Source organism: Actinoplanes auranticolor, from assembly GCF_018332655.1.
GTDB lineage: Bacteria > Actinomycetota > Actinomycetes > Mycobacteriales > Micromonosporaceae > Actinoplanes > Actinoplanes auranticolor.
This window is the reverse complement of sequence record NZ_BOQL01000113.1, coordinates 1-635: the sequence shown is the minus strand read 5'-3', so window position 1 is coordinate 635 and position 635 is coordinate 1. Positions and strand designations below refer to the sequence as shown.

Annotated in this window: 1 protein-coding gene; it reads right to left on the bottom strand. The window is 72.4% G+C overall.

Features of this window, described 5'->3' with window-relative positions:
• A partial coding sequence (locus Aau02nite_RS45805; RefSeq protein ID WP_212994990.1) for a serine/threonine-protein kinase occupies positions 1 to 625 on the bottom strand: 625 nt, incomplete at its 3' end.
• Positions 626 to 635: the final 10 nt, after the last annotated feature.

Sequence of the window (635 nt, the reverse complement as noted above, 5' to 3'; positions counted from 1 at the left end):
TCAGGGTGCGGTAGATCAGCAGGCCGACCGCGTAGACGTCGGTGGCCGGGCTGACCTGGCCGCCCTCCAGCCGCTCGGGCGCGAGGTAGGCCGGCGTGCCGAGCAGGCTGCCGTCCGGGTCGATGTCGTTCTCGCCGATCAGGGCCGAGATGCCGAAGTCGACGACCTTGGCCCCGCCGGAGGTGAGCATGACGTTGGCCGGGGTCACGTCGCGGTGCACGATGCCCCGGGCGTGCGCGGCGGCCAGCGCCGCCGCGACCTCGGAGGAGATACGCACGGCAGCCGGCCACGGCAGCCGGCGCGAGCGGGCCAGCACGGCCGCCAGCGACTCGCCGTCGACGAGCTCCATGACGACGTACGGCACCGGCTCACCGTCGACGGTGGTCGCCTCGCCGTAGTCGTAGACGTTGGTGATGTGCGGGTGGCTCAGCCTCGCGGCAGCCTGGGCCTCCGCGCGGAGTCGGCGCCGGAACGAGGGATCGGTGCTCGTCGAGGGCGGCAGAACCTTCACCGCGACCTGACGACCGAGCACTTCGTCGAACCCTCGCCAGACCACTGACATCCCGCCGGCACCGAGCCGCTCGACCAGTCGGTAGCGACCGGCCAGCAGACTCGAACCGGGCAGGTCCGTCGTG